The organism is Rhodopseudomonas sp. BR0C11 (assembly GCF_010820945.1).
GTDB classification, from domain to species: domain Bacteria; phylum Pseudomonadota; class Alphaproteobacteria; order Rhizobiales; family Xanthobacteraceae; genus Rhodopseudomonas; species Rhodopseudomonas palustris_H.
In genome coordinates, this window is the sequence record NZ_QTKI01000263.1 from 1 (window position 1) to 6,607 (window position 6,607).

At 65.4% G+C, this 6,607-nt stretch carries 7 protein-coding genes; 6 read left to right on the top strand and 1 reads right to left on the bottom strand.

Annotated elements, in window-relative coordinates; genetic code table 11:
• From DYI24_RS18150 to DYI24_RS18175, 6 genes are all read left to right on the top strand, one after another.
• Positions 1–224 (top strand): DUF3237 family protein (locus DYI24_RS18150; protein WP_164573292.1); only part of this gene is annotated, 224 nt, incomplete at its 5' end.
• A gap of 398 nt (positions 225–622) precedes the next feature.
• Positions 623–1,429: a crotonase/enoyl-CoA hydratase family protein gene (locus tag DYI24_RS18155; RefSeq protein WP_164573293.1), complete on the top strand. Its 807-nt coding sequence runs from the start codon at positions 623–625 to the stop codon at positions 1,427–1,429.
• A gap of 11 nt (positions 1,430–1,440) precedes the next feature.
• On the top strand, positions 1,441–3,336 hold the full coding sequence (locus tag DYI24_RS18160) for a feruloyl-CoA synthase (RefSeq protein WP_164573294.1): 1,896 nt from the start codon (positions 1,441–1,443) through the stop codon (positions 3,334–3,336).
• Positions 3,337–3,488: 152 nt separating this feature from the next.
• Positions 3,489–3,908, top strand: a complete 420-nt coding sequence (locus DYI24_RS18165) for an acyl-CoA thioesterase (protein WP_107343757.1) — start codon at positions 3,489–3,491, stop codon at positions 3,906–3,908.
• 81 nt (positions 3,909–3,989) lie between these two features.
• The gene (locus DYI24_RS18170) at positions 3,990–5,147 is read left to right on the top strand and encodes an ABC transporter substrate-binding protein (protein ID WP_107343758.1); all 1,158 of its coding nucleotides are present in this window, start codon (positions 3,990–3,992) and stop codon (positions 5,145–5,147) included.
• Between the two features lie 314 nt (positions 5,148–5,461).
• A complete protein-coding gene (locus DYI24_RS18175) occupies positions 5,462–6,316 on the top strand; it encodes a GGDEF domain-containing protein (protein WP_164573295.1) in 855 nt (284 codons plus the stop codon).
• Here DYI24_RS18175 and DYI24_RS18180 read toward each other — a convergent pair.
• A partial coding sequence (locus DYI24_RS18180; RefSeq protein ID WP_164573296.1) for an ABC transporter ATP-binding protein occupies positions 6,254–6,607 on the bottom strand: 354 nt, incomplete at its 5' end. The two genes, DYI24_RS18175 and DYI24_RS18180, sit on opposite strands and share 63 nt — an antisense overlap.

Below are 6,607 nucleotides of genomic sequence, written 5' to 3' on the forward strand. Positions count from 1 at the left end.
CGGTGGTCTATGTCGAAAACATCGGCATCCGGTTCGGGCCGGTCGAATTGCTGCAGAAGCTGAAGCGGGGCGAGCCGGTCGACCCCAAGCTGATCTATTTCCGCACCCGGCCGCGATTCGAGACCGGCCACCCGAACTATCAGTGGCTGATGCAGCATCTGTTCATTGGCTCCGCCGCCCGCCACGCCGACCGCGTCGTAATCGACGTGCATCAGGTGTTGTGAGCACGGGGTGCTGCGATCTTCACCCTCCCTGGAGGGGGAGGGTCGCTCGCGCAGCGAGCGGGGTGGGGTGACAGCCTCTCTTCCTGGCATGGACTAACCACCGGCACGGTTGCGCTCTGCCGTGAGGGAAGAAGTCGATTTGGCGTAGCGAAGCCGGGGTCGGGGCACTTCTGCGTAGCTGAGCTTCCGTGCCTGCGTCGCCCTCACCCCGACCCTCTCCCGCAAGCTGGAGAGGGGGGCACGCCTCGCCGGGCTGCGTTGCTGTGCCACGCCGCTGGCGTCACATCCAGCGCCAGCGGTTTCTGAGCCCCAGTCCCCGCTTTTACACGGCAATGCCGATTGACGCCGGGCTCAAGTGATTGTTATGATCTATAACTATTCTGCACAGGACGTAATAAGTGCTCACAGGAAACGCTCAGGCCGCGACGCTCGCGGACCCATCGACGCTTGTCGTCGACACCGTCGGCCCCGTGCTGACGATCGGTCTCAATCGCCCCAAGAAACGCAACGCCCTCAATGACGGGCTGATGGCGGCGCTGAAGGACTGTCTCACCGACATTCCGGATGAGATCCGCGCGGTGGTGATCCACGGCATCGGCGATCACTTCTCGGCCGGCCTCGACCTCTCCGAACTGCGCGAACGCGACGCGACCGAAGGGCTGGTGCATTCCCAGACCTGGCATCGGGTGTTCGACAAGATTCAGTACTGCCGGGTGCCGGTGATTGCGGCACTGAAGGGGGCGGTGATCGGCGGCGGGCTGGAGCTCGCCTGCGCGGCGCATATCCGCGTCGCCGAGGCTTCCGCCTACTACGCGCTACCCGAGGGCAGCCGCGGCATCTTCGTCGGCGGCGGCGGCTCGGTGCGGTTGCCGCGGTTGATCGGCGTCGCCCGGATGGCCGACATGATGCTGACCGGGCGCGTGTACTCGGCCGCCGAGGGCGTCATGCACGGCTTCTCGCAATATTTGATCGACAGCGGCTCGGCTTATGACAAGGCGCTGGAGCTCGGCAATCGCGTCGCGCAGAACGCGCCGCTGACCAATTTCGCGGTACTGCAGGCGCTGCCGATGATCGCCGAGGCCAATCCGCAGACCGGCCTGTTGATGGAATCGCTGATGGCGACCGTGGCGCAGAGCGACCAGGAAGCCAAAACGCGGATACGCGCTTTCCTCGATCACAAGACAGCCAAGGTTCGGCCGAGCTGAACGGAGCCGTGATGGACGCCATGACCGATCCCATTGCATTCGCCGCTACCGCCGACGGGCGTGACGCGGCTCACCCGCTGCGTGACATCTCGTTCGGCGAGATCGGCATCGCCACCGAGCGCAAGCCGGACGGCACGATCTACGTGCGCTCGACCACGACGCTCACCGATTATCCGGTGCGGATCACCGATCGGCTGCATCATTTCGCCGAGATCGCACCGGATCGGGTGTTCATGGCCGAGCGCAACGGCGAGGGCGGTTGGCGTAAGATCAGCTATGCCGAGATGCTGCGCGCCGCGCAGACCATCGCCTCGGCGCTGATCGCGCGCGGCCTGTCGGCAGAGCGGCCGGTGATGATCCTGTCCGGCAACTCGATCGACCATGCGATCGTGATGTTCGGCGCGCTGTACGCGGGCGTCGCGATGTGTCCGGTGTCGCCGCCATATTCGCTGGTGTCGAAGGATTACGGCAAGCTGCGGCACATCATCGGTCTGCTGACCCCAGGCCTGATCTTCGCCGACGACATCACCGCCTTCGCGCCCGCGATCCTCGCCACCGTTCCAGAGGATGTCGAACTCGCTGCCACGCGCGGCGAGGTGAAGGGGCGCAAGGTGACCTCGCTCGCCGAACTGCTGGCGACGCCGGAGCATCCTGAGCTGGCCGCCAAGCACGAGGCGATCGGCCACGACACCATTGCGAAGTTTCTGCTGACCTCGGGATCGACCGGCAATCCGAAAGCGGTGATCAACACCCAGCGGATGATCTGCGCCAATCAGGTGATGATCCGCGAGGCGATGGCGTTCCTCAAGGATGAGCCGCCGGTGATCGTCGACTGGCTGCCGTGGAATCACACCTTCGGTGGCAACCACAATATCGGCCTGACGCTGTTCAACGGCGGCTCGATGTATATCGACGATGGCAAGCCGACGCCGGCAGGGATCGCCGCAACGATCCGCAATCTGCGCGAGATCGCGCCGACGGTGTATTTCAACGTCCCGAAGGGCTACGAGTCGCTGCTGCCCGTGCTGCGCGAAGACCAGCAGCTCCGCAAATTGTTCTTCAGCCGGCTGCACGCGATGTTCTTCTCCGGCGCCAGCCTCGCGGCGCACGTCTGGAGCGGGCTCGACGAGGTCGCGGTGGCGGAGACCGGCGCGCGGGTGCCGATGCTCACCGGCCTTGGCGCGACGGAGACTGCGCCGTTCTTCATGTCGGTGACGCCGCAGACATCGCGTTCGGGCCATGTCGGTCTGCCGGTGCCGGGCAACGAGGCCAAGCTGGTGCCGAACAACGGCAAGCTCGAAGTCCGCGCCAAGGGGCCGAACATCACGCCCGGCTATTGGCGCGCTTCGGAGTTGACCGAGAAGGCGTTCGACGAGGAGGGCTTCTACAAGCTCAACGACGCGCTGAAGCCGGTCGATCCCAACGATCTTTCGAGAGGCTTCGATTTCGATGGCCGCATCTCGGAGGACTTCAAGCTAGCGTCGGGCACCTGGGTCAGCGTCGGTCCGCTGCGCGCCAAGTTCATTGCTGCCTGCGCACCGCTGGTGCGCGACGTGGTGATCGCCGGGCTCGACCGCGATTACGTCACCGCGCTGGCGATCCTCGATCCCGACGGCTGCAAGCTGATCAACGCTACGCTGCCGCTGGAGGATCTGGCCGGCATGGCGGCCGACCATCTGATCCGCGAGGCATTCCGCGAGCGCTTCGCCATGCTGCTGACGCAGGCGACCGGCTCGTCGAACCGCGTCACCCGCGCCGTGCTGCTCGGCGAGCCGCTGTCGATCGATAAGGGGGAGATCACCGACAAGGGCTCGGTCAACCAGCGCGCCGTGCTGGAATATCGTGCCGCGCTGATCGCCGACCTGTACGCAGACCCGCCGCCCGCGCATGTGATCGCGCTGGAGTAGGATCAAAACTCAGCGTTCGTCATTCCGGGGCGCCGCGCAGCGGCGAGCCCGGAATCCATAACCACCGTCAGGGGATATGGATTCCGGGCCCGCGCCAAGAGGCGCGTCCCGGAATGACGAACTTGGATATTCTCGTTTGGGATTAGGGCAACATGTTCACCAACCGCCGTGAGGTGCAGATCCAGTGGGGCGATTGTGACCCGGCGGATATTGTGTACTACCCGCGTTACTTTGCGATGTTCGACGACTCCACCTCGGCGCTTTTTGTCGCAGCCGGATGCTCGAAGCGCGACTTGATCAAGGTCTATGGTCTGGTCGGGATTCCGATGGTGGACACCCGCGCCAAGTTCTACATCCCCTCGACCTATGGCGATGTGATCAGCATCGAAAGCCGGATCGAGCGGTTTGGTCGTTCCAGCTTCGAAGTGGTGCACAAGCTCTTCAAGGGCGAACAGCTGGCGCTCGAAGGCTTCGAGACGCGGGTGATGGTCGGCCGCCATCCGGACGATCCAGGCCGGCTGAAATCGGTGCCGGTGCCCGAGGAGGTGAAGGCGAAATTCATGCGGGGCTGACTCGCCGCCGGTGATGCCGTAAACAAGACGACAAGATCGCGCCGAACACGGCCGATGCCATAACAGAGGGAGGAGGAGAACGTGACCAAGTTCAAGCTATCCGCTACGGCGATCGCCGTGGCCCTCGCGTTGCCGGGATTGTCCGGTGCCGCTCTTGCCGAAACCAACGAAATCACCATCGGTATCACCGTCACCACCACGGGACCTGCCGCGGCGCTCGGCATTCCGGAGCGCAACGCGCTCGAATTCGTGGCGAAGGAAATCGGCGGCCATCCGCTCAAGGTGATCGTGCTCGACGACGGCGGCGACCCGACTGCCGCCACCACCAACGCGCGGCGTTTCGTCACGGAGTCCAAGGCCGACGTGATCATGGGCTCATCGGTGACGCCGCCGACCGTGGCGGTCTCCAACGTCGCCAACGAAGCGCAGGTGCCGCACATCGCGCTGGCGCCGCTGCCGATCACGCCGGAGCGCGCCAAGTGGTCGGTGGCGATGCCGCAGCCGATTCCGATCATGGGCAAGGTGCTCTACGAGCACATGAAGAAGAACAACATCAAGACCGTCGGCTACATCGGCTATTCGGACTCCTATGGCGACCTGTGGTTTAACGACCTGAAGAAGCAGGGCGAGGCGATGGGTCTGAAGATCGTCGCCGAAGAGCGCTTCGCGCGTCCGGATACGTCGGTCGCCGGCCAGGTGCTGAAGCTGGTCGCCGCCAATCCCGATGCGATCCTGGTCGGTGCCTCCGGCACCGCCGCGGCGCTGCCGCAGACCACGTTGCGCGAGCGCGGCTACAAGGGCCTGATCTATCAGACCCACGGCGCGGCCTCGATGGACTTCATCCGTATCGCCGGCAAGGCGGCGGAGGGCGTGCTGATGGCGTCGGGTCCGGTGATGGATCCGGAAGGTCAGGATGCCAGCGCGCTAACCAAGAAGCCCGGCCTCGAGCTCAACTCGGCGTATGAAGCCAAGTACGGCCCGAACAGCCGCAGCCAGTTCGCCGCGCACTCGTTCGACGCCTTCAAGGTGCTGGAGCGGGTGGTGCCGGTGGCGCTGAAAACTGCCAAGCCGGGCACGCAGGAATTCCGTGAAGCGATCCGCAAGGCGCTGATCAGCGAGAAGGACATCGCGGCGAGCCAGGGCGTGTACAGCTTCACCGAAACCGATCGCTACGGCCTCGACGACCGATCGCGCATCCTTCTGACCGTCAAAGACGGCAAGTACGTGATGGTGAAGTAGCCCCATCGCGCCGGCGACATCCCGCCTGCGCCTTGCAAAGCCGGCCTCCCCGTGAGGCCGGCTTTTTGCTGTGCGGGGGCTGCCGTAGCAGCCTCAAGAGATTCGTCCTGCACCGCAGAAAAATGGGGCACCGCCTTAGCGCCGCGTTAAGGCTGATGCTTCGAATTGCGCGGAGTTAACGTGACCGGCGCGCGTCCTCTGGTAGGAGTACCGGGGTTCAACGGACTTCGCGCGGCGGAACGCCGTGCATCGGGCCCGACGGCGGCCGAGGCGGTTACGCTTCCGTGCCGGCACGGCCCCAGCAACGGTGATTGATGCCGAGCCAGATCGTCACGCAGCGTGATGTGATCCGCTACACCGCGGGCCGGGTGGCGGCCGCAGCCGGGATTACGGCGGTTGCCACCATCATCTTTCTGATCTCCGATCTCGGCACCGATTGGCACGCGACCGTGGAGGTCGGCGCTGTGGTGAAGGCGTCGCTGGTGGTGGCGCTCAGCATCTCGACGACGCTGTCGGGCGCGATGGCGTATCGGTCGGCCCGTCTGATGCGGCAACTGACCTCGACCCGCGCCGAACTGATGCGGATGTCGCGCACCGATCCTTTGACCGGTCTCCTCAACCGGCGCGGCTTCGACGAGGCGGCGGCGACCCAGCTCGCGCAGGCCAATTTCGCCGGGCAGCCGGTGGTGGCGATGATGTGCGACCTCGATCGCTTCAAGGCGATCAACGACCATTATGGCCACAACATCGGCGACCGCGTGCTCGCGGAGGTGGGCGACATTCTGCGCGACTTCGCCGCGCCGCGCGGCATGCTAATCGCTCGCCACGGCGGCGAGGAATTTGCCGGCCTGATGGTCGGTGTCAGCGACGAACAGGCCAACGATTACGCGCTCGAACTGTGCCGGCTGTGTGCCACCGCTGTGGCCTGCGACGGCCGGCTGGTGGCGGTGACGATGAGCTTTGGCCTCGCGGCCTATCGCGGCGGTGAACTGTCGGCGCTGATGCGGCGCGCCGACCTCGCGCTGTATCGCGCCAAGGATCTCGGCCGCAACTGCGTGGTGCTGCTCGACGACGGCGACGCCTTGCCGATGGTGCCCGCCGAACCGTCAGGCGGGGTGCGAGAAGCCGAGATAGCTCGCGACCACCGCCTCGTTGCGCGCAACCTCTGAGGCCGGCCCGTCGAGCACGAATTCGCCGAGCTCCATCACATAGGCGCGGTCGGCGATCGCCAGCGCGGCCTTGGCATTTTGCTCCACCAGCAGCACCGAAACCCCGGCTTCGCGCAGTTCACCGACGATGCGGAAGATGTCCGCCACGATGATCGGCGCGAGGCCGAGGCTCGGCTCGTCGAGCATCAACAGCTTCGGCGCCCCCATCAGCGCGCGGCCCATCGCCCGCATCTGCTGCTCGCCGCCGGACAGCGTGCCCGCGAGCCGCTTGCGCCGTTCCCTCAGCCGCGG

Bases quoted from the DNA above. Each gene is read 5' to 3' on its own strand.
- DYI24_RS18175 (WP_164573295.1), top strand. From the start codon at position 5,462: ATGCCGAGCCAGATCGTCACGCAGCGTGATGTGATCCGCTACACCGCG.
- DYI24_RS18160 (WP_164573294.1), top strand. From the start codon at position 1,441: ATGGACGCCATGACCGATCCCATTGCATTCGCCGCTACCGCCGACGGG.
- DYI24_RS18165 (WP_107343757.1), top strand. From the start codon at position 3,489: ATGTTCACCAACCGCCGTGAGGTGCAGATCCAGTGGGGCGATTGTGAC.